This window comes from Streptomyces sp. NBC_00568 (assembly GCF_026341855.1).
Lineage (GTDB): Bacteria > Actinomycetota > Actinomycetes > Streptomycetales > Streptomycetaceae > Streptomyces.
This window is the reverse complement of record NZ_JAPENW010000001.1, coordinates 787,592-807,383: the sequence shown is the minus strand read 5'-3', so window position 1 is coordinate 807,383 and position 19,792 is coordinate 787,592. Positions and strand designations below refer to the sequence as shown.

The 19,792-nt window shown below is 71.6% G+C and carries 20 protein-coding genes and 1 pseudogene; 6 read left to right on the top strand and 15 right to left on the bottom strand.

Going from position 1 to position 19,792, the window contains the following annotated elements:
• Positions 1 to 37: 37 nt before the first annotated feature.
• The 6 genes from OOK38_RS03465 to OOK38_RS03440 form a co-directional block, all read right to left on the bottom strand.
• Positions 38 to 847 (bottom strand): TIGR04222 domain-containing membrane protein, encoded by an 810-nt coding sequence (locus OOK38_RS03465; protein ID WP_266763550.1) that lies wholly within the window; start codon positions 845 to 847, stop codon positions 38 to 40.
• 126 nt (positions 848 to 973) lie between these two features.
• Complete coding sequence (locus tag OOK38_RS03460; RefSeq protein ID WP_266763551.1) at positions 974 to 1,741, bottom strand: DUF4142 domain-containing protein; 768 nt, start codon at positions 1,739 to 1,741, stop codon at positions 974 to 976.
• 302 nt (positions 1,742 to 2,043) lie between these two features.
• Entirely contained in the window at positions 2,044 to 3,372 is a 1,329-nt protein-coding gene (locus OOK38_RS03455) for a DUF692 domain-containing protein (protein ID WP_266763552.1), read from the bottom strand.
• A gap of 153 nt (positions 3,373 to 3,525) precedes the next feature.
• Positions 3,526 to 4,314, bottom strand: coding sequence for a DUF4142 domain-containing protein (locus tag OOK38_RS03450; RefSeq protein ID WP_266763553.1), 789 nt, complete (start codon positions 4,312 to 4,314; stop codon positions 3,526 to 3,528).
• Positions 4,315 to 4,495: 181 nt separating this feature from the next.
• Positions 4,496 to 5,113 (bottom strand): TIGR03086 family metal-binding protein, encoded by a 618-nt coding sequence (locus OOK38_RS03445; RefSeq protein WP_266763554.1) that lies wholly within the window; start codon positions 5,111 to 5,113, stop codon positions 4,496 to 4,498.
• A gap of 155 nt (positions 5,114 to 5,268) precedes the next feature.
• Positions 5,269 to 5,913, bottom strand: a complete 645-nt coding sequence (locus tag OOK38_RS03440; RefSeq protein WP_266763555.1) for a TetR/AcrR family transcriptional regulator — start codon at positions 5,911 to 5,913, stop codon at positions 5,269 to 5,271.
• A 301-nt stretch (positions 5,914 to 6,214) separates the two neighbouring features.
• Here OOK38_RS03440 and OOK38_RS03435 point away from each other — a divergent pair, with 301 nt between their 5' ends.
• Entirely contained in the window at positions 6,215 to 7,033 is an 819-nt protein-coding gene (locus tag OOK38_RS03435) for an SAM-dependent methyltransferase (protein WP_266763556.1), read from the top strand.
• A gap of 27 nt (positions 7,034 to 7,060) precedes the next feature.
• Here OOK38_RS03435 and OOK38_RS03430 read toward each other — a convergent pair whose 3' ends face one another.
• Together OOK38_RS03430 and OOK38_RS03425 are read right to left on the bottom strand one after the other, a co-directional pair.
• Positions 7,061 to 7,984 (bottom strand): helix-turn-helix transcriptional regulator, encoded by a 924-nt coding sequence (locus OOK38_RS03430; RefSeq protein WP_266763557.1) that lies wholly within the window; start codon positions 7,982 to 7,984, stop codon positions 7,061 to 7,063.
• Positions 7,985 to 8,112: 128 nt separating this feature from the next.
• Entirely contained in the window at positions 8,113 to 8,343 is a 231-nt protein-coding gene (locus OOK38_RS03425) for a DUF397 domain-containing protein (RefSeq protein WP_266765901.1), read from the bottom strand.
• 282 nt (positions 8,344 to 8,625) lie between these two features.
• Here OOK38_RS03425 and OOK38_RS03420 point away from each other — a divergent pair, with 282 nt between their 5' ends.
• A complete protein-coding gene (locus tag OOK38_RS03420; RefSeq protein WP_266763558.1) occupies positions 8,626 to 9,099 on the top strand; it encodes a hypothetical protein in 474 nt (157 codons plus the stop codon).
• Between the two features lie 132 nt (positions 9,100 to 9,231).
• Here the strand turns inward: OOK38_RS03420 and OOK38_RS03415 are convergent, their stop codons facing one another.
• From OOK38_RS03415 to zapE, 6 genes and pseudogenes are all read right to left on the bottom strand, one after another.
• Complete coding sequence (locus tag OOK38_RS03415) at positions 9,232 to 9,981, bottom strand: peptidyl-tRNA hydrolase (RefSeq protein WP_266763559.1); 750 nt, start codon at positions 9,979 to 9,981, stop codon at positions 9,232 to 9,234.
• 65 nt (positions 9,982 to 10,046) lie between these two features.
• Positions 10,047 to 10,253: a hypothetical protein gene (locus OOK38_RS03410; RefSeq protein ID WP_266763560.1), complete on the bottom strand. Its 207-nt coding sequence runs from the start codon at positions 10,251 to 10,253 to the stop codon at positions 10,047 to 10,049.
• Between the two features lie 9 nt (positions 10,254 to 10,262).
• Complete coding sequence (locus OOK38_RS03405; protein ID WP_266848089.1) at positions 10,263 to 11,168, bottom strand: polysaccharide deacetylase family protein; 906 nt, start codon at positions 11,166 to 11,168, stop codon at positions 10,263 to 10,265.
• A 134-nt stretch (positions 11,169 to 11,302) separates the two neighbouring features.
• Positions 11,303 to 12,532: pseudogene (gene thrS / locus OOK38_RS03400) on the bottom strand (threonine--tRNA ligase); the annotation flags it as partial.
• Positions 12,533 to 12,706: 174 nt separating this feature from the next.
• The gene (locus tag OOK38_RS03395; RefSeq protein WP_266763562.1) at positions 12,707 to 13,792 is read right to left on the bottom strand and encodes a slipin family protein; all 1,086 of its coding nucleotides are present in this window, start codon (positions 13,790 to 13,792) and stop codon (positions 12,707 to 12,709) included.
• 141 nt (positions 13,793 to 13,933) lie between these two features.
• Positions 13,934 to 15,040 (bottom strand): cell division protein ZapE, encoded by a 1,107-nt coding sequence (gene zapE, locus OOK38_RS03390; protein ID WP_266763563.1) that lies wholly within the window; start codon positions 15,038 to 15,040, stop codon positions 13,934 to 13,936.
• A gap of 37 nt (positions 15,041 to 15,077) precedes the next feature.
• Between zapE and OOK38_RS03385 the strand changes: the two genes are divergently transcribed.
• From OOK38_RS03385 to msrB, 4 genes are all read left to right on the top strand, one after another.
• Entirely contained in the window at positions 15,078 to 15,887 is an 810-nt protein-coding gene (locus OOK38_RS03385) for a pyrimidine reductase family protein (RefSeq protein ID WP_266763564.1), read from the top strand.
• Between the two features lie 116 nt (positions 15,888 to 16,003).
• The gene (locus OOK38_RS03380; RefSeq protein WP_266763565.1) at positions 16,004 to 16,477 is read left to right on the top strand and encodes an indole-3-glycerol phosphate synthase; all 474 of its coding nucleotides are present in this window, start codon (positions 16,004 to 16,006) and stop codon (positions 16,475 to 16,477) included.
• A 509-nt stretch (positions 16,478 to 16,986) separates the two neighbouring features.
• Positions 16,987 to 18,375 (top strand): UDP-N-acetylmuramate--L-alanine ligase, encoded by a 1,389-nt coding sequence (gene murC, locus OOK38_RS03375; RefSeq protein ID WP_266763566.1) that lies wholly within the window; start codon positions 16,987 to 16,989, stop codon positions 18,373 to 18,375.
• Between the two features lie 45 nt (positions 18,376 to 18,420).
• Positions 18,421 to 18,828, top strand: coding sequence for a peptide-methionine (R)-S-oxide reductase MsrB (gene msrB / locus OOK38_RS03370; RefSeq protein ID WP_266763567.1), 408 nt, complete (start codon positions 18,421 to 18,423; stop codon positions 18,826 to 18,828).
• Positions 18,829 to 19,063: 235 nt separating this feature from the next.
• Here msrB and OOK38_RS03365 read toward each other — a convergent pair whose 3' ends face one another.
• Positions 19,064 to 19,762 (bottom strand): DUF305 domain-containing protein, encoded by a 699-nt coding sequence (locus OOK38_RS03365; protein ID WP_266763568.1) that lies wholly within the window; start codon positions 19,760 to 19,762, stop codon positions 19,064 to 19,066.
• Positions 19,763 to 19,792 lie beyond the last annotated feature (30 nt).

The following is a 19,792-nucleotide window of genomic DNA, read 5'->3' as shown; positions in this document are numbered from 1 at the left end:
GGCGCCAATGACCCCGATGCGCCCCCCTGAGCGCCCGTCAGCCCCCTTCGCGAGCCCCCTGGAGCCAGCCGCCGAGTCCGGCGTCGCGGTCCCGGTGCGTCAGTGCCGCCCGCACCTCCGGTTCACCGATGGCGCGAACGCCGCGTACGGCGACGGACGTGAGGTACGTACGGTCGTCGCCGGATTCGTCGGAGTGCCGGGCGAGTGTGCCGAGCAGTCGCTGGCCGGCCGGGGAGGCCCAGCGCGTGTAGGGGTGCACCTCGATCCGGGCGATGGCGAGACAGCTCACCGTCAGGAGGAGCGGGAGCGTGAACCAGACCGCCACCGGGACCTCGTTCCCGGTGGTCTGGGCCGGCAGCAGCAGGGCTGCGACGGCCAGCGCGAGGACCGCGGCCGCGGCGGCCTGGACCTGACGGACCGCCTCCGCGACGGTGGTGCGGGCGCCGTCGGGCACGGCCAGGCCCGCCGCGACCAGGCGGTCCGCGAGACGGCGTACCGAGTCCGCGCCGGCCGCGGTCGCCCGCACCGGCGCTATCCGGGACTGGCCCTCCGGGCCGATGGCTCGGAGGACCGAGCGCTCCATGTCGTCGCGCCCGCGCGGGTCCACCACCGTCACCCAGCCGGTGTGCGCGAGCAGCAGCCGGCGCTGCCGGGCCATCGACACCAGGGTCAGATCGGCCACCCGGGCCGGGCCGCCGGACAGGAACGCCGCCTCGTACAGCGTGAGGTCGTGCCCGCGCGCCGCGTCGGCGTCGACCGACGCGGCGCGGACGGCGGCCAGGCACAGCCGGGTGCAGGAGATGCCGGCCGCGGCCCAGGCCAGGAGCAGGAGAAGGACCCAGAACATGGCGTTTTTCTATGCGAAGGGCTGGGCGGGCGCCATGCCTTATTCACCATGTGGACGGAGCGTTGTGGGTATGTGACGTTCCGTTTTCCGGGCGATACGGGATGGCCGGGACCTTGCGGACACGCCTCAGGACGTCGAGGTCGGGTTCGGGCGTGCGGCGGCCGGTGGGAGCGGATAGCCCGGGGACGGGGTCACCGGGACCGGCGATTGCGGGGACCGCGTCGGGCCGGGCGGCGCGGGGGAGGCGGTGAGCGGCGGCGGGCTCGCGGTCGCCGCGTCCTCCGCCAGCGCGTCGAAGTCCACGTATCCGGTCGCTTCCAGGACCTTGATGTGGTCGAGCACGGTGGTGTTCGCGTCGTCGGCGAGATCGCGTACGAGCGAGTTGCGGGTGTTCGCGCGGACCTGGGCGACCACGGAGAAGACCTTGCCGTGCGCCTTGCGCAGGATGTTCGCGAAGTCCCGGTCGTACTCCGTGCCGTGCGCCGCGCTCAGCGTGGCCAGCCACTCGCGTTGCTGCGGATTGGGCTGGTTGGGCAGCTCCAGGCCGAGCCGGGCGGCGACATTGCGGACACGGGAGTCCAGGAACGTGTGCCCCTCGATGAGGTGTTCACCGGCCGTCCGTACGGCCTGGGTGGTGCCGCGCTCCTGGGCCTGCTGGCCCGCGGGCAGCTCCCAGAGCCCGGCCAGCCGGACCTTGGTGACGAACTCCCGGTCCAGGGCCGACAGCGGACCGAACCGGGTCGGTACGGTCTCTGCGTTCAGGGTGTCCAGGCCGGTGCCGGCGCGGTCCGCGTACGACCAGATCGGAAAGGCCAGCGCGACCAGGGTCGCCAGGAGGGCGGTGATGATGAGCCCTGTTCCACTGACCAATCCGGTGCGGTTGATGGATCGCATGGTGCCTCCTGTTGCGGCACCGCACGCTAGTGCGCCCTGGGTGCGGGTTGGCATATTACTGCGGTCGCTACGCCAACTGCCGTACAGGAGGTTTGGATCGAGCGGAGGGCGGAAGGCGCCGGTTGCGGTAGTTCGGGAGTACGTCAGAACGCCCTGAAATCACAGGAAACGGACGCGCACAGCACCTTCACAGAGAGCGGTGTTACTCCGGGCACACTCGGCGGATGCGGCGCGCCGCGGTGGTGTAGTCAAGGCGGCGCGCCGTGACCGGCGCGAGCGCGGGGCCCGGCCGGCACGCTTGGTCAGCGGCGCAGCAGCGCCCTTCGGGTGGCGCGGGCCAGCCGGGCCCCGGGCCGCCGCGACAGCGGGGCCGGACCCGATCGCTCCAGCCACCAGTCACGCAGCCGCCGCGTCTCCGCGCCCTCCGGGACCCCCGTCAGCAGCAGATGCTCGGCGAAGTCCAGGGCGTCGCGCCGGTACCCGTCGGTCATCGGATGTCCCTGCGCGTACGCGAGGAACGCCGGCCGGTAGCCGTCCGCGAGGATCTCCGGCAGCTCCGGGGCCACCTTCGCCACGACGTCCGCCCGCTTGGCGGCGAGTGCGCGCGCCTGCACCCCGAGCCGGACGCGGTCGAACCCCTCGGGCACGGGGGTTCCCGCCACGAGCGAGGACAGCAGCGCGGCCTGCGACAGCGCCAGCCGCTGACGGGTGGCGTCCTCGACGTCGGGGCGTGCATCCGTGCCGACCGAACCGCTCACCCGTACGGACGCGGCCCGCCCGGCCCCTCCGGGCGGGGGTCCCGCCTTCTCCAGCGTCTCCCGGATCGCCGCCAGCTCGCGTTCCAGTTCGGCCGGTTCGGGGAAGTTCTCGTCCCGTTCCAGGAGGACACCGGGCGGAGTCACCCGGGACGCGAGGTCGGCGAGGATGTCGAGAACCGGCCGGGGAACGGGATGGGCGTGGCTGTCGTGCCAGACGCCGTCGCGTTCGAAGCCGCCGGCGACGTGGACGTAGGCGATGGCCTCGACCGGGAGTTCGTCGAGGGCCTTGGCGGGGTCCTCGCCGCGGTTGACATGGTTCGTGTGCAGGTTGGCCACGTCGATGAGCAGACGGACACCGGTGCGGTCCGCCAGGTCGTAGAGGAACTGTCCCTCGGTCATCTCCTCGCCGGGCCAGGAGATCAGCGCGGCGATGTTCTCCACCGCGAGGGGCACGGGCAGCGCGGCCTGAGCGACGCGGATGTTCTCGCACAGGACGTCCAGCGCGTCCCGGGTGCGCGGGACCGGCAGCAGGTGCCCGGCCTCCAGAAGCGGTGAGGCGGTGAGCGGGCCGCCCGCCCTTACGAACGCGATGTGCTCCGTGACGAGCGGTGAGCCCAGCGCCTCGGCGCGTTCGGCGAGCGCCGTGAGCCGGGACTCGTCGGGACGGTCGGCGCCGCCGAGTCCCAGGGAGACCCCGTGCGGCACCACCGTGACGCCCCGCTCGCGCAGCCGCAGCAGCGACTCGGGGACATGGCCGAGGCACACGTTCTCCGCCACGGCCTCGACCCAGTCGATGCCGGGCATGCGCTCCACGGCCTCGGCGATCTCCGGCCGCCACCCGATTCCCGTACCCAGCCGCGTCGGCTGCCGCATGTCCCCTCCTCCGTCACGACCTCGACCGGGCCTGCTTGCGTGTCGTCCCCTCACGACGGCCCGAGTTCCGGCGTGACGGAGTCATGGCCCCGGGAGCCGGCGCCGAACCCACCGGAGCGGACCTTCAGAGCAACATTTGAGGTTCCGTGCCGGCTACTGGAGCACCTTGTCCGGGTCCGACGGCTCCGGCCGGGCGGTGTTCACCGTGCCGGGCGGCTGTGCCGAGGGGCTCGACGAGACATCGACACCCTTGCCCGGCTGGACCGGCGGGGCGGAGGCCACCGGCGAGCCGATGGTCGGCGGCGGGGGGCCGGTGGGGCTGGCGGTCGACGCCGCGGCCGTGTCGTTGGCGATGGCGTCGAAGTCGACCTCTCCCGTCTTCTCCAGCACGGTGATGTGGTCGAGCACGGTCACGCTGGTGTCGCTGGCCAGCTGCCGCACCAGCGAGTTGCGCGTGGCGTTGCGGACGGCGCCGATGGCCGGGAAGATCTTGCCGTGCGCGGCGCGCAGCAGGTTCGCGAACTTTCTCTCGTACTCCTTGCCCGTCGCCGCGCTCAGCTCCTGCAGCCAGCCCTGCTGCTGTTCGTTCGGCTGGTTCGGCAGCTCGACGTTGAGCTGGGCCGCGACGATCCGCACCCTCTTGTCGAGGTCCGTGTGCCCGACGATCAGGTGGTCGCCCGCCTCCTTGATCGCCTTGGTGGGCGCCCGCTCCATGGCCTGCTGTCCGGCGGGCAGTTCCCACAGGCCGGCCAGCCGCACCCGGACGATCAGATCGCGGTCCGAGGCGGACAGCGGCCCCCATCGGGTGTTCACCGTCCCCGCGGCGAGATTGGCCTGGCCCGTGCCCGAGCGGTCGGCGTACGACCACACGGGGAACGCGAGCGCTCCGAGGGTGGCGACGAGCGCCGCGATGACGAGGGCGCTGCCGTTGATACGCCGCAAAGGTGCCTCCCGGGGCAAACCAACCGGTCGTTGGAACCAATATTTGGCCAGTGCTTGGTGGTACGTACGGGATGGCTGTGCTGTTCAAACCTCGCGACGGAGGAATCCGCGCCACCTGCCGGCGGCCACGGAACGCGGTGCGGACGTGCGGTTGGTGCCCCTGACCGGGGGCTCCGGGCCGCTATCGCCGGTGTGCGGACGGCCACGCGTCCGGGTCACGGCCCAGCAGCCGCAGCGCCTCGACCAGGGGATCCGACCCGGAGGGCACGTCCAGCGCGGGCGCGAAGGCGAAGCCCGGTCCCCTGAGCGCGGGGTCGGCCGGGACGCGGCGGGCGACGGCCGACGCCGCTTCCAGGACGGGGCCGGGCAGTTCGAGGCCGATGCCGAGCGACGCGGCCACGTCCCACGCGTGCGCCACGTAGTCGATGAAGTGGAAACCGACGGCGATCCGGCCGGGGAAGGAGCCCGCGAGTTCCGGCAAATCGAACTCCCTTTCCGTGACGCCCGGTTCGGCGAACGCCGCCAGCACCGTCGTCACCGCCGCCCGGTACGTCCGCCCCGGGTCGCTCGGACGCGCCGCCGGTTCCCGCCAGTGCGCGGCCTCGGCGCCCGCGCCGCGCGCCGCCGCCGCGAACCCCTGGTGCTGCGCGGTCATGTGCGCCACCAGCCGGCGCAGCGTCCACCCGGCACAGGGTGTGTCCCGGTCCCAGTCCTGCGGCCGGGCCGAGGCGACGAGCCTGAGCGACTCCTGTACGGCGATCCGGTCGAGCTCGACGATGTCCGCTTCGGTGGTGGTCATGGGTGACGCCCTCCTGGCTGTCCGCTGTCGAGGTACCGCGCTGCCGCGCCCGCCGCGGGGCGTCGGCCGGGTCCCGGTCGTCCCGAGCATAAAACTGAGCGAACGATCGTGCTACTTGTTTTGCCAGGGTGCCGTTACGTCAGTTCCCTTGAGAGTCAGGGGAGTTCGGGTACCTGGGACGTGTCGGTCGCCGCCGCGCGGAGTCGTGAGGTGATCGCGACGCGGGCCCTGCGATACGCGGTGGTCTCGTCGTGCAGGACGGAGACCGCGTTGGCCGTCTCCATCAACGCGAGCAGTTCGAAGGCGAGTTGGGCGGCATCCGTGCCGGACCGGAGTTCGCCGAGGTCGCGGGCCTCGGTGACGGTGTGCTCGATGTGGTCCACCCAGGCCCGCTGAGCCCGGGCCACCGCGTCGTGGACGGGGCCGGGCCGGGCGTCGAACTCGGCGACGACCTGGTAGAAGAAGCAGCCGCCGGGGAAGACCCGGCCCCGCGAGTACTCCAGCCAGAGTTCGCACAGCCGCCGGACGCGGGCGATGCCGGCCGGGGTCTCGGCGGCGGGCCGGTTCACCCGCTCGATGTGGATGCGTGAGGCCTCGCGCACGGTGGCCAGTTGCAGTTCCTGCTTGGAGCCGAAGAGGGCGAAGACACCGCTCTTGCTGAGTCCGAGCTCGGTGGCGAGGCGTCCGGTGGACAGTGCCTCGAGTCCTTCGACCGAGGCGATGTCGACCGTGCGGCGGAGGACCGACTGCCGCGTGCGGTTGCCGCGTTCGACCCTGCCGTCCAGCCGGGACCCGGCCATCCTGACCTCCCGCCTTCGCGTCCGTGGGCCAAGCGTAGCCCGACGGGCGGAGGGGCCCGCCGGGCCGCGTCGGACGGCGAAGAGCAGGCCGGCGTGGCGGCGTCGCCGTCCGGCTCGGCCGGGGTGCCGTAGCCGGTGGCGGCCGACCGCGGCCGCATCAGGCCGGCCCGCTGGACGGCGGCCGGCGGGACGGTCTTTCCCGTGTCCTTCGTTCGGGGGCTGGTAACCCCAACTTCCGTTTCTCTAATATGTATTGTCGGTCGGGCCAGTCCAGTTGGCGCGGCACGGATCTGGGGGAACGATGCAGCCTGACCAGCAAGTGTCCACGTCGATCGATGCCACCGTGCCCACGGCCGCACGCATGTACGACCACTACCTGGGCGGCAAGGACAACTACGCCGCCGACCGGGCGGCCTGCGAAGAGCTGGACAAGGTCGTGCCGAGCACCCGTGCGCTGGCGTTGAACAACCGGCGGTTCCTCCAGCGGGTGGTCAGGACGCTGGCGGACGGATACGGAATCAGGCAGTTCCTCGACCACGGATCCGGTCTGCCCACCCAGAACAACGTGCACCAGGTCGCCCAGGGCGTCGACGAGACGTCCCGGGTGGTCTACGTCGACAGCGACCCGATGGTGCTGGTGCACGGCCGGGCCCTGCTGGAGCAGAACGAGCGTACGGCCGTCATCCACGCCGACCTGCGGGCCACCGAGGAGATCTTCTCCCACCCCGACACCCAGCGGCTGATCGACCTCTCGCAGCCGGTGGCCGTGCTGTTCAACTCGGTGTTCCACTGCATCCCGGACAGCGAGACCGACGGGCCGCTCTCCGTGATCAGCCGCGTCAGCGAACGGCTGGCTCCCGGTAGCTTCATGGTGATGTGCCAGCTGGTCAGCGAGGACCCCGAGGTCCGGAAGTTCGTCACCGACTTCATGGACACCGCGACGCAGGGCCACTGGGGCCGGGTGCGCCAGGAGAAGGACGTGGCGGAGTACTTCGACGGGATGGACATCCTCGAGCCCGGACTCGTGGAGGTGTCCACCTGGCGGCCGGACTCCGAAGTGGTGGCGCGTCAACTCACCCAGGAATGGATCGAGTTCGGCGGCGTCGGCCGTATCCGCTAGTACGCCGGAATCCGCCGGCGCGGCCCGTCAGTGCGACGGGCTGTAGCGCTGTTCCACCGTGTCGCGCAGCAGCGCCAGGGACGCGCGGGGACTGAGGGCCTCGTCGGCGAGCCGGTCCAGTACCACCCGGTACTCCTCCGTCTCGTCGTGGTCCTCCAGGAAGTTGGCGCTCCTGATGTGCTCCAGGTAGACGATGTCGGGCAGTTCGACGCCGCCGAAACGCAGATAGGTGACGGGGATGGCCGGCGCCGAGGCGTTCGTGACGTCCAGCGGTACGAACTGCACGACGACATGGGGACGCTGAGCCATCTCGATGAGGTGCTCCAGCTGCGCGCGCATCACCTCGCGGCTGCCCAGGACGCGCAGCAGTACGGACTCGTCGACGACGGCCCACAGCTGAGGGGCGTCCGCCCGGTTCAGCAGCTCCCGTCGGCGCATCCGCAGTTCCACCCGGCGCTGCACCTCGGCGGCGGGCGCCGTCGGCAGCCCGCGCTCCACGACCGCCCGGGTGTACTCGGGAGTCTGGAGCAGACCCGGAACGTACTGGATCTCGAACGTACGGATGGTGGTGGCGGCCTCCTGGAGTCCGACCAGCCGGTCGAACCACTCGGGCATCAACCGCTTGTCGTAGCGCTGCCACCACCCCGGCTCACCGGCGCGCTTCAGGAGTCTCAGCAGGACCGACACCTCGTAGTCATCGGTCCCGTACAGCTCGAGCAGTGCGCGGACATCGCCCTCGGTGGGTGGCCGACGCCCCTTGCCCGCCTCGATGCGCGACAGCTTCGCCGCGCTGAACCCGAGGGACCGCGCCGCCTGTTCCTGGGAGAGACCCGCGTCCTCGCGGGCACCGGCCAGCTGAACGCCTACCAGCATCTTCAGCAGAGTGGGGGCGGGCTCCGCCCGCCTCAGATACGGTTCGAGGCGGGAGACGCGGGGTGACTCGACGGACATCCTGACTCCCAGTCGACCGGCAGAAGACAGCCAAAATTATCGCACTGCGCCGGACTCTGCCGCATGGGGAGACAGAAGTGGACAACTATCCTTCCGTTTCAACGGAGTTCGGAGAACCGAGGACCGTCTCACAGTAGATGGTCGAACTCTCCTTCCTTCGCGCCGGCCAGGAAGGCGGCCACCTCCGCCGGGGTGTAGACGAGGGCCGGACCGTCGGGGTCGCGGGAGTTGCGGACCGCGATACCCGCGTCGCCCAGATCGGCCACTTCGACGCAGTTGCCCTCGGCGTTGCTGTGCCTGCTCTTGATCCAGCAGGCACCCAGCGAGCTCGCCCGCACTCCGTTCGGCACTGATGGCACCACGCAATCTCCTTGCTGACGTTCCACCACATGAGCTCCGGCCGCCCGTTGCGGGCCGTGGCCGGATCACGTGGTCCATGCCTCCCTGTCTTCGTGCAATTTCTCGTGCAATTGCACGAAGGCGCTGTCGGGGTGGATACTAGCGGCGGCGTCAACATCGTTGCCAGCGGCTCGTGCTGACGTCAGATCAGGGAGCTCCCTCGGGGGCGTGATCGTCCGGGCGGGGGCTGTCGGGCCCGCCCGCACACCTGACACTGTCCGATGCCTTCGGAGGGAGCGGAAATGGCAACACCACTCAGGAATCTGGAACACGTGTCGTGGGACGAGATCAAGGACTCCAAGGGATCGGCGCACGACATCCCGTTCCTGCTCAACAGCGTTGCGCGGGGTGACGCGGCAACGGCCAGGGCCGCGCTCCAGGATCTGAGGGAACGAATCTGCCAGTTCGGATTCGTCGTGGAACAGGCGACAGCCGCCACGGTCCCCTTCCTGTGGGAGCTCGCCGAACTGCCCCAGGTCACCTGCCGCGTGCAGATCATCCAGCTGCTGAAGGACATCGCGGACGCCCGGCAGTGGGAGCGGACGGCCGCCGCCTACCCCAAACTCCTCAACCGCCGCGAGAACTGGGTGGGCTGGGAGCGCGAAGCCCGGCAAGCCGTACGCGCCCACCGCGGCACGCTCCAGCACCTGCTCGCCGAGCCCGACACCGAACTCGTCCGCGCCACCACGGAACTCGCCTCCACGCTGGCCGACTGACGCTCCGGACCCGAGGGCCGGGCGGCCGTGCGCACCCGCACCGCTTCCGCCTCACCGCACCGTTTCGGCCGTATCGCCTCACCCGCACCGCCGCACCCCGCGCATGCCTGGGGCGAGGGCAGCGCCTCGGTGTCAGCCGGCCGAGTGCCGGGCCCGTTCGGGCAGGGCGCCGACGCGGTCGTGTCCCTCGACGGCGACCGTCAGTCCGGGCGCGATCTCCGTGAACCCCGCGTCGCGGACCAACGGAAGCCCGGAGGTGGTGAGTTCACGCCAGCGGGCCGGATCGGCGGTCCGCACCGACAGAGCGAAACCCGCCTCACGCCAGGCGGTCCGCTCCTTCTCCGACAGCTCCCACCAGGCCAGTTGGGCGCCATGGCCCGTCTGCGCCATCGTCTTGCCGGCCGACATGTCCAGCTCCGGGTTGAGCCACAGCACGGGCGCCGTCGGATCGGCCGGTGCCGGGGGCTCCGGATCGTCGAGATCCGTACCGGACACCTGGAGCCGCGCCAGGTCCTTGGGCCAGCCGTCCAGCGGCACCGGCGGGAAGACGCGCACCTCGGCGGACCTCCCGGTCACCGTGATGCCGGGCAGCGCCTCGGCCCGCCGCCACTCCGCTCCGCGCGCCCGCCGCACGACCTTGCGGATCCGGGCGTCCTGCCAGTCCCGCATCGCCTGCGCCCACTCGCCGTCCCCGAGCGACCGCTCGTCGCTCAGGATCGTCAGCACGGCCCGGGCCGAGGTCTCCAGCGCGTCGGTGCGCGCCGGGGGAGCGGCCTTCTCGATGTGCACGACCAGCGGCAGCACGAACTGCACCGCCTTGTCGCGCACGGTGGGTTCGGAACGGAACGGGCTGTCGTCGGAGGAGGTCGGGTCGCTGGTCACGTCCACCAGTCTGCCAGGCGGAAGATCCGTTCAGCACGGCCGGTTCTCGCGGGCGCCCTCCCCGGTCAGCCGGAACACGCGGTGCGCTGGGCCTCCTGCCACTCGCAGACGGGGCACAGCGTGATCCCCTTGCGCGACTCCGGGTACTCGGTGGGCTCACGGCACAGCACACACTCGGCGTACGGCGGCCCGGCTTCCCCCGTCGCGTCGAGGGCGTGCGGGGACGCACCGGCCGGCCGGTCCGCGCCGCTCGCGCAGTAGTCGTCGCTCATGGCCCCAGCTTACGAGCGGCGGCCGGCCGGGGAGTGCGAGGTGGACGTGAGCGGCACGGACGCTCGGTGCCGTCCGCCCGCGGCGCCGATCAGCTCGGACACCTTCACGAACCGGAAGCCTCTGTGGCGCAGCTCGGGAACGATCGTCCGGAGCGCCCGCTCGGTCGCCGGAGCCGCGCTGCGCGTGCAGTGCATGACGACGACGGACCCGGACCGCACCCCGTCGAGGACCTGTCGCGCCACGGCGTCCGCGTCCGTCGCGAACGCGTCCCCGCTCACCACGTCCCACTGCACGGCGGTGACCCCGGCCGCGCTGAGCGTCCGCAGCGACCGCTGGTCGTAACACCCGCCGGGGAAGCGGAAGTACGGCATCGCGTCCCGCACTCCCGCCTTCCTGAAGGCGGCGTACGCCCGCTCCACGTCCGCGCGCATCCTGTCCTCGGGCACGGTCGGCAGCCCGTAGCAGTCCTTCGTGAAGGCGTAGTGGCTGTACGAGTGGTTGGCGATCTCGAACAGCGGGTCCTGTCCGATGTCCCTGGCCTCCCGCGGATACTCGTCGGCCCACCGGCCCGTCATGAAGACGGTCGCGGGCACCTTGAACTCCCGGAGCGTCGCGATCAGCCGGGGATTGTCGAAGTGCTCACCGGCCGCGGCCCGAGCCCCCTGATCCGCGGTCATGTCCGCGTCGAACGTGAGCGCGACGGTCTTGTCCCGCGAACGCGGTCCGTTCTCGAAGACGGGTGTCAGTCCGGCGGGCGCGAGCGTGGGCGGCCGCGTGGGCGCGGCCGAGGCGGCGGGAGCCTGGTGTGCCCGGCGGGCGGGGGGCTGGGCCGCCGGGCCGCCGCAAGCGGTGAGGGCGGCACCGAGTGCCCCGAGGGCACAGGTCACGGCGATGCTCCGTACAGAGAGGATCATCGCGTGAAGATATGCGGATAAATGTGACTATTCGGCCATCGAGGGGGCGTGCCGCCCGTGCGCGGCCCCGAAGTCACCCACCTGGGGCTCTGTCCGGGGCCGCGCTCCCGCGCGAGCAAGTGCCCGATGCGCGCTCAGGCGGCCCGGTCGAGCAGGTCGGCGCTGCGGGATTCGATCAGCTGCCCGATGAGGTGCAGGACCTCGTCGGCCGGCCGGGGGTCGAGGCGCCGCCCGTCGCGCAGGCGCAGGGCGATCAGGTCCGCCGCCGCTTCCCGGGGACCGATCACGGCCTGGTACGGGACCAGACGGGCGGCGCGCACCCGGGCGCCCAGACTGCCCTGGTCCGGGGCGGCGAGCTCGGCCCGCAGACCCCGGTCGCGGCAGCGGCGTACCAGCCCGAGGGCCCGGTCGGTCTCGGCGTCGGAGACGGGCAGGACCACCAGCTGGGTGGGGGCGAGCCAGGCGGGGAAGGCGCCGCCGTGCACCTCGATGAGATGGGCGACGGCCCGTTCCAGGCTGCCGATCACGCTGCGGTGCACCATGACCGGCCGGTGCTTCCCGCCGTCGGCACCGATGTAGTGCAGATCGAAGCGCTCCGGCTGGTGGAAGTCGACCTGGACGGTCGACAGGGTGGACTCGCGGCCCGCCGGGTCGGTGATCTGGACGTCGATCTTGGGCCCGTAGAACGCGGCCTCACCCTCGACGGCCTCGTACGCCACACCGGAACCGTCGAGGACCTCGCGCAGCAGCGCGGCGGATCTGCGCCACAGGCCGGGATCGGCGACGTACTTCCCGCCGGGGCCCGGCAGCGACAGCCGGTAGCGGGCCGCGCCGATGCCCATCGCGTCGTACGCCCCGCGGATCAACCCGAGGGCGGCGGAAGCCTCTTCGGCGACCTGGTCCGGGGTGCAGAAGATGTGCGCGTCGTTGAGCTGGATGGCGCGGACGCGGGTCAGGCCGCCCAGCACGCCGGACAGCTCGGAACGGTGCATGCCGCCCAACTCGGCCATGCGGAAGGGAAGCTCACGGTAACTGTGCGGGCGGGAGCGGTAGATGAGCGCGTGGTGGGGGCACAGGCTCGGCCGCAACAGCATCTGCTCGCCGCCGAGTTCCATCGGCGGGAACATGTCGTCGGCGTAGTGCGACCAGTGCCCCGAGATCTCGTACAGCTCCCGCTTGCCCAACACCGGCGAGTACACGTGCCGATAGCCCGCCCGCCGCTCGGCGTCGCGGACGTACTCCTCCAGGGCGTACCGCACGGCGGCGCCGTCCGGCAGCCAGTACGGCAGCCCGGCGCCCATCAGGGGGTCGGTGTCGAACAGGTCGAGCTCACGGCCGAGTCGGCGGTGGTCGTTCATGGTGGTCTCCTCGCGTGCGGAGGGCGAGTGACCACACGGCGAAGCCCCGGGGCACTCGCCCCGGGGCTTCGACTCACGTCAGCGGTCAGCGCGCCGGGACACTCTCCGGCGTCGTCGTGTTCAGTGCGGCACGCTTCATGGCCCTCACGCTAGCAGCGGCACCCGGGCCGGGCACGGGATTTATCCCGTGGGCTCCTCCGGCTCCGCGCCCTGCGCCGCTTTCCCGGATCCGTCCGGTTTCCTGGAATCCTCCGGACCCCCGGACTCGTCCGGTTCCCCGGGATCCCCCGGCAGTCCGGGCTCACGCAGGATTCCGAACGCATCCGGGATCCTGAACCCGTCCGTGTCCGCGAACGCCTCCGGAAGACCGAGAGCCTCCGGCACTCCGTTGATCCGGTCCGGCGCGGCGGGAGGCTCGACGGGCTCGACCGCAGGCTGCCGCTCCACCACGGGCGGCGCCTTCGGCTGCCGCTCCCGCCGCGACTCCGCCACCACCGGCGGCTGTCCCGACTGAGCCCGTTCCAGGAAGCGCAGCAGTTCCACCGGGAAGGGCAGGACGAGTGTCGAGTTCTTCTCGGCCGCGACGGCCACCACCGTCTGGAGCAGCCGCAGTTGGAGCGCGGCCGGCTGTTCCGACATCACCTCGGCGGCCTGGGCCAGCTTCTTGGACGCCTGCAGCTCCGCGTCCGCGTTGATGATGCGGGCGCGCCGTTCACGGTCGGCCTCGGCCTGCCGGGCCATGGACCGTTTCATCGTCTCCGGCAGCGACACGTCCTTGATCTCGACCCGGTCGATCTGCACACCCCAGCCGATCGCCGGGCTGTCGATCATCAACTCCAGTCCCTGGTTGAGCTTTTCGCGGTTGGACAGCAGGTCGTCCAGGTCGCTCTTGCCGATGATCGACCGGAGGGAGGTCTGTGCCATCTGGGAGACCGCGAAGCGGTAGTCCTCGACCTGGATGATCGCGTTCGGCGCGTCCACGACCCGGAAGTAGACGACCGCGTCGACGCGGACCGTGACGTTGTCCCGGGTGATGCCCTCCTGGGCCGGGATGGGCAGCGTGACGATCTGCATGTTGACCTTGCGCAGCCGGTCCACGAAGGGAACGATCATGGTGAAGCCGGGGGTGCGGACCTCCCCCGCGACCCTCCCGAGGCGGAAGACGACCCCGCGTTCGTACTGCTTGACGATCCGGGCACCGGCCGCGACGTAGATCGCCGAGGCGGAACAGGCCGCCGTGATCGCCACGATGAGTTCCTGGACCATGACGACCCCCTTCCGAGCCGCCCGATTTGCGCGACATCTCCACTTTACGTCGCGGGAAGCGTCCGAAAAGGGGCGCCCGGAACAGCGTCCCGAAGGGGGCGGGCCGTTGGCGCGGCCCGCTCCTCGCGGGGAGGCGGGCCTCTAGGCTCCCGGGCCTTCCACGAGCCCCTTCGCGTCGCGGGCGAGGGCGGTCAGCCGGGAGATCGCGCGGAAGTACTTCTTGCGGTAGCCGCCGTTCAGCATTTCCTCGCTGAACAGCCGGTCGAAGGGCATTCCGGAGGCGAGGACCGGCACCTCGCGGTCGTACAGCCGGTCCGCGAGCACGACCAGTCGCAGTGCCGTCGACTGGTCCGGGACGGGCTGGACGTCGGTGAGGCAGACTGCCCTGATCCCGTCGGTCAGGGCGCCGTACCGGCTGGGGTGGACGCGGGCGAGATGGTCGAGCAGGTGCGGGAAGTCGTCCAGGGACGCGCCCTCCGTGGCGTACGCCGCCTTGGTGACCTGTTCGTCGGAGAACGGGGAGGGGGCTTCGGGCAGCCCGCGGTGGCGGTAGTCCTCGCCGTCGATGCGCAGCGGGCGGAAGTGCGCGGAGAGGCCCTGGATCTCCCGCAGGAAGTCGGCGGACGCGAACCGGCCCTCGCCGAGCTTGCCCGGAAGCGTGTTCGAGGTGGCCGCGAGCGCGACGCCCGCGTCGACCAGCTTGCCGAGCAGCGTGGAGACGAGGACGGTGTCGCCCGGGTCGTCCAGTTCGAACTCGTCGATGCACAGGAGGCGGTGCCCGGACAGGGTCTGCACGGTCTTCTGGAAGCCGAGCGCGCCGACCAGGTTCGTCAGCTCCACGAAGGTGCCGAACGCCTTGAGCGCGGGCTCCGCCGGGGTCGCGTGCCACAGGGAGGCGAGGAGGTGCGTCTTGCCGACGCCGTAGCCGCCGTCCAGATAGACGCCCCGGGGGCCGGCCGGAGCCTTCGGGGCCTTGCCGAAGCCGAAGAGCCTCCGCTTGGGGGCGCCGATGGCGTGGGCCCCGCCGAGCCCGCCGGCGAAGCGTTCGAGGATGCCCACGGCCTCGATCTGGCTGGGCTGGTTCGGGTCCGGGATGTACGTGGCGAAGCGGACCGAGTCGAAGCGCGGCGGCGGCACCATCTCGGCGACGAGCCGGTCGGCGGGGACGTGCGGCTCGCGAGCGCACAGGGACGAGGGGGCCGCTTCGGCTATCGGGTCGATCCCGGAGGCGGTGGTGGTGGACGACACGGTTCCCCACTCTATGCGCCGTGCCACACTGCACGTCATGCGACGCCTGTTCCCTGTGACGTACGAAACAGCAGCCCAGGCCTCCGTCGAGGCCTCCGGGACGGATGCGACGGAGCGCGAGTGGGAGCTCGGGGAACTGGCGGAGGCGTACGCCTACCCCGAGGTCCGCGAGCCCTGGCTGCGCGCCAACATGGTGTCCACGCTGGACGGCGCCGCCCAGCACGACGGGCGCTCGCAGCCCATCTCCAGCGCCACCGACATGCGGATCTTCGGTGTCCTCAGGGCTCTCGCGGACGTCGTCGTCGTCGGAGCGGAAACGGTACGGCAGGAGGGGTACCGGCCGGCACGCGCGCGTGAGGCCTTCGCGGCGCTCCGCAAGGCCGCCGGGCAGGGCCCCGCACCCGCGATCGCGGTGGTCACGGCGAGCCTCGACCTGGACTTCTCGCTGCCGCTCTTCACCTCGCCCCTGGTGCCCACGCTGGTACTGACGGGTGCCGCCGCCACCCCGGACCGGATCGCGGAGGCCGAGCGCGCGGGCGCCCAGGTGGTGATCGCCGGAGACGGCATGGGCGTCGATCCCGCCCGTGCCGTACGGGCCCTGGGCGACCTCGGGCACACCAGGCTGCTGACCGAGGGCGGGCCCCGCCTGCTGGGCCAGTGGATCGCGGCCGGTGTGCTGGACGAGCTGTGTCTGACGCTGGCCCCGATGCTCGCCGCGGGAGACGCCCAGCGGATCGCCGGAGGGCCCCCGATCCCGGTCCCGCACCGGTTCGAACTGGCCTCTTTGCTGGAAGAGGCCGGGTTCCTCTACAGCCGATACCGTCGGCCTGACCGGTCGGCGGAATAGTCGGTTCCGTTTCTCTTTCGCCGGGCACACTAAATCGCGCAGTACCCGTGCTGTCACGGGGCAGGATGGTTTCCGCAGGGGGCCGGGACGGCCCACGGACGAGAAGGGCGCCTGTCGTGTTCACAAGCGTATTGATGATCGAGAAGGCCCTGACGTCCGCCGACGTGGAGTTCGTCACCACCTTGCACGGTGACGAGGCGGTCGCCTTCCACGTGCTGCTCCAGCCCCGGGGCGACCAGGCGGACCGGCTGCTGCGGGCCATCGACGACGTTGCGCTCGGCGAGATCGACGAGGCGACCCGTGAGGGCGGGACGCCGGAGGGCGAGGAGGCCGCCAGCCAGGGCGAGCGGGCACTGCAGGTGTCGCTGGTGGCCCTGCGCGCGTCCGGCAGCGCGGCCGAGGGCCGGCTCATCGAGGAGCACCCGCTCGACGCGCTGAAGGGCCTGGTCGACGAGGTCGAGGCCGACGAGGTCATCGTGCTGACCGACCCCCACTACGTGGAGGAGTTCTTCCACCGTGACTGGGCCTCCCGGGCCCGCCACAAGGTCGGCGTGCCCGTGCTGAAGCTGTTCTCGCACAGCGACGCCTGAGAGGCAACGCTTGAGGCGGCGACGCCTGGGAGGCAACGCTTGAGGCGGCGACGCCTGAGACAGCGACGCTTGAGGCGGCTCGCCCGGCCCGGGGACGGGCGTGCGCAGCCGGACGGGCTGGGTGCCGCACCCGGGAGGGCTTCGCGTCCCGGGCGCACAGGGCGTGGCCGCGTCCCGGGGGCGCGCGAGTCCGCGCAGCTCTGATTCCCTGGGGCACGCCTCTGCGGGAGCTCCGCCTTCGGGCGCGTGGCGCAGGCGGGAGGCGGGAGGCGGGAGGCCTGGGGCGGGGGCGGGTCGCCTGGGATCGGCCCTGATGCCCGGGAGTGCGTGAACGATGGGTCCGCTTCCCATCGGGGGTACGGCTCCCGGCTTCGCGCCCGTCCCCGGCGGCGGGACGCGTTCGCCGGTGTCCCTAGTGAGGTGCCGTCCGCCGCACCCCATAGGCTGGGTGCGCGTTCTCTTCGGGAGAGCGCGCCCACCTTCGTACCGGATCTTGGGGAGATACACGCATGGCACCCGGCCTTCCTACCGCGATGGACCGACCGCACTTCATCGGCATCGGCGGCGCCGGGATGTCGGGCATCGCGAAGATCCTCGCGCAGCGCGGAGCCCAGGTCGCGGGCAGTGACGCGAAGGAGTCCGCCACCGCCGAGGCCCTGCGCTCCCTGGGTGCCACGGTGCACATCGGGCACGCGGCCGACCATCTCGCGACCGACGCCACCTGCGTCGTGGTCTCCTCCGCGATCCGCTCGGACAACCCGGAGCTCGCCCGCGCGGCCGAGCTCGGCATCCCGGTGGTCCACCGCTCGGACGCCCTCGCCCGCCTGATGGACGGCCTGCGCCCGATCGCGGTCGCCGGCACCCACGGCAAGACCACCACCACGTCGATGCTGGCCGTGTCCCTGTCGTCGCTCGGCCTCTCCCCGTCGTACGCCATCGGCGGCGACCTCGACGCCCCCGGTTCGAACGCCCTGCACGGCGAGGGCGAGATCTTCGTCGCCGAGGCCGACGAGTCGGACCGCAGCTTCCACAAGTACGCGCCCGAGGTCGCGATCATCCTCAACGTCGAGCTCGACCATCACGCCAACTACGCGTCCATGGAAGAGATCTACGAGTCCTTCGAGACGTTCGTGGACCGCGTCACCGAGGGCGGCACGCTGGTGATCTCGGCGGACCACGAGGGCGCCCGCGAGCTGACGCGCCGGGTCACGGGCCGTGACGTGCGTGTGGTGACGTACGGCGACGCCGCCGACGCGGACGTCCGGGTCCTCTCCGTGGTCCCGCACGGCCTGAAGAGCGAGGTGACGGTCCTGCTGGACGGCGCCGAGCTGACCTTCGCCGTCTCCGTGCCCGGCCGCCACTACGCGCACAACGCGGTGGCGGCGCTGGCGGCGGGTGTGGCCCTTGGCATCCCTGCCGCCGAGCTGGCCCCCGCGCTCGCCTCCTACACCGGCGTGAAGCGCCGCCTCCAGCTCAAGGGCGAGGCGGCCGGCGTCCAGGTCATCGACTCCTACGCGCACCACCCGACCGAGATGACGGCCGACCTGGAGGCCATGCGGGCCGGGGCCTCGGGCCGCATCCTCGTGGTCTTCCAGCCGCACCTGTTCTCCCGCACCCAGGAGCTGGGCAAGGAGATGGGCGAGGCGCTGTCGCTGGCGGACGCCTCGGTCGTCCTGGACATCTACCCGGCCCGCGAGGACCCGATCCCGGGCGTCACCAGCGAGCTGATCCTGAAGGCCGCACGGGCGGCGGGCGCGGAGGTGACGCCGGTCCACGACAAGGCCGAGGTGCCGTCCGTCGTCGCGGGAATGACGAAGCCCGGTGATCTCGTTCTCACCATGGGCGCGGGCGACGTGACGGATCTCGGACCGGAGATCCTCGCCCGGCTGTCCGAGTAACCGTGGCTCCTTGTGAGCCTTCTTGAACGTGAGGGGTTGAGCTTCATGTCGTACGACATCGAAAAGCCGGACGAGCAGTGGCGCGCGGAGCTGACCCCGGCCGAGTACACGGTGCTGCGCAAGGCGGGCACCGAGCCCGCCTTCACCGGTGAGTACACCGACACCAAGACGACGGGCGTGTACTCCTGTCGCGCCTGCGGCGCCGAACTCTTCACCTCCACGGAGAAGTTCGAGTCGCACTGCGGCTGGCCGTCCTTCTACGACCCGAAGGACACCGACGCCGTCGAGCTGATCCAGGACCGCTCGCACGGCATGGTGCGGACGGAGGTGCGCTGCGCCCGCTGCGGATCGCACCTCGGTCACGTCTTCGAGGGCGAGGGGTATGCGACGCCGACGGACCAGCGGTACTGCATCAACAGCATCTCGCTGCGGCTGACGCCCGACGAGGGCTGAGAGCCGGGGCCGGGCCTGGGCCTGTACCTGGGTGCGGGCCGGGGCCTGCGCCTGGGTGCGGGCCGGGGCCTGTGCCTGGTGTGCGGGTCGGGACCCGGGAGGGCCGGGACCCGCCCACCGTGGCCGCGACGGCCGCCGCCCAACGGCGGCCACCGGTCAGGTGCGGCCGCCGTCGGGCGTGGGGCGATGGCTGCCCGAGGCAGCCGGGGAGCCCGTACGGGTGGTGGGGCTGGGGTCACAGACGGTCGAGGATGCTCCGCAGTCGCTTCACCTCGGCGGACTGGCCGGTGACGATGTCGCCGGCCAGCTTCTTCGTGTCGGTGTTCTCCCCGTCGCTCCGCTCGGTCCTCGCCATGGCGATCGCGCCGTGGTGATGGTCGATCATCATCCGGGCGAACATCGTGTCGAACTCCCGGCCCTTCATGGCCTTGAGCTCCGTCATGTCCTTGCCGGACATCATGCCGTCGCCGGCCATGTCCATCCCGGCCATGGAGTCGGCGGTGGTGGGCCTGCCCCAGGACTTCAGCCAGCCCGTCATGATGCTGATCTCGGGGTCCTGGGCCTTCTCGATCGCGCCGGCCAGGTCCTTGATCCCGGCGTCGGAAGCGCGGCCGTCGGCCAGTTCGGCCATCTCCAGGGCCTGCCGGTGGTGCGGGATCATCGTCTGCGCGAACGTGACGTCCGCGTCGTTGAAGCCACCGGACCCGGCTGCCCCGGAGGGGGCCGCCGCCGAGCTCGTGCCGCTGGCGTGGTTCATGCCGTTCATGCCCGCGTCGTCGCCGTCGCTGCCGCAGGCGGCGAGCAACAGGGCGCCCACGGCCACGAGTCCGAGCGCCGTCCCACGGTGGCGGGCGGACGTACGGCGGGTGGGTGCCGGGCGGGCGGGAGTGTGGTGCGGGGCATGCGTGAGGGCGGTCCGCCGGAAAGCGGTCATGGTCGATTCACCTCGTGTGTCGGTCGTTCT

Coding starts and splice junctions, on each gene's coding strand:
- OOK38_RS03465 (WP_266763550.1), bottom strand. CDS start 847: ATGTTCTGGGTCCTTCTCCTGCTCCTGGCCTGGGCCGCGGCCGGCATC.
- OOK38_RS03460 (WP_266763551.1), bottom strand. CDS start 1,741: ATGCGATCCATCAACCGCACCGGATTGGTCAGTGGAACAGGGCTCATC.
- OOK38_RS03455 (WP_266763552.1), bottom strand. CDS start 3,372: ATGCGGCAGCCGACGCGGCTGGGTACGGGAATCGGGTGGCGGCCGGAG.
- OOK38_RS03445 (WP_266763554.1), bottom strand. CDS start 5,113: ATGACCACCACCGAAGCGGACATCGTCGAGCTCGACCGGATCGCCGTA.
- OOK38_RS03440 (WP_266763555.1), bottom strand. CDS start 5,913: ATGGCCGGGTCCCGGCTGGACGGCAGGGTCGAACGCGGCAACCGCACG.
- OOK38_RS03435 (WP_266763556.1), top strand. CDS start 6,215: ATGCAGCCTGACCAGCAAGTGTCCACGTCGATCGATGCCACCGTGCCC.
- OOK38_RS03430 (WP_266763557.1), bottom strand. CDS start 7,984: ATGTCCGTCGAGTCACCCCGCGTCTCCCGCCTCGAACCGTATCTGAGG.
- OOK38_RS03420 (WP_266763558.1), top strand. CDS start 8,626: ATGGCAACACCACTCAGGAATCTGGAACACGTGTCGTGGGACGAGATC.
- OOK38_RS03410 (WP_266763560.1), bottom strand. CDS start 10,253: ATGAGCGACGACTACTGCGCGAGCGGCGCGGACCGGCCGGCCGGTGCG.
- OOK38_RS03405 (WP_266848089.1), bottom strand. CDS start 11,168: ATGATCCTCTCTGTACGGAGCATCGCCGTGACCTGTGCCCTCGGGGCA.
- OOK38_RS03395 (WP_266763562.1), bottom strand. CDS start 13,792: ATGGTCCAGGAACTCATCGTGGCGATCACGGCGGCCTGTTCCGCCTCG.
- OOK38_RS03385 (WP_266763564.1), top strand. CDS start 15,078: ATGCGACGCCTGTTCCCTGTGACGTACGAAACAGCAGCCCAGGCCTCC.
- murC (WP_266763566.1), top strand. CDS start 16,987: ATGGCACCCGGCCTTCCTACCGCGATGGACCGACCGCACTTCATCGGC.
- msrB (WP_266763567.1), top strand. CDS start 18,421: ATGTCGTACGACATCGAAAAGCCGGACGAGCAGTGGCGCGCGGAGCTG.
- OOK38_RS03365 (WP_266763568.1), bottom strand. CDS start 19,762: ATGACCGCTTTCCGGCGGACCGCCCTCACGCATGCCCCGCACCACACT.